We start from the raw sequence: 266 nt of genomic DNA, 5'->3' as shown, positions 1-266 counted from the left end.
GTTTTACCAGAAGTAGGTAGCTTAACCGCAAGGAGGGCGCTTACCACGGTAGGATTCGTGACTGGGGTGAAGTCGTAACAAGGTAGCCGTATCGGAAGGTGCGGCTGGATCACCTCCTTTCTAGAGTCGCACTCTTCAGCAAGCGTTCACACTTATCGACTGTAATTAAGAAGAACAGCATTTGGGGCTGTAGCTCAGCTGGTTAGAGCACCGTGTTGATAACGCGGGGGTCGTTGGTTCGAGTCCAACCAGCCCTACCAGTTTCT

At 51.9% G+C, this 266-nt stretch carries 1 tRNA gene and 1 rRNA gene; both read left to right on the top strand.

The features are described 5' to 3' along the window. Positions 1-120 (top strand): 16S ribosomal RNA (locus GTP27_RS23445); the annotation flags it as partial. A gap of 63 nt (positions 121-183) precedes the next feature. Next, positions 184-260 (top strand) — tRNA-Ile (locus tag GTP27_RS23440). Positions 261-266 lie beyond the last annotated feature (6 nt).

The sequence above is a fragment of the Duganella qianjiadongensis genome, assembly GCF_009857915.1.
Lineage (GTDB): Bacteria > Pseudomonadota > Gammaproteobacteria > Burkholderiales > Burkholderiaceae_D > Rugamonas > Rugamonas qianjiadongensis.
The sequence above is the reverse complement of the archived record's forward strand: the minus strand, read 5'-3'. Positions and strand labels throughout refer to the sequence as shown.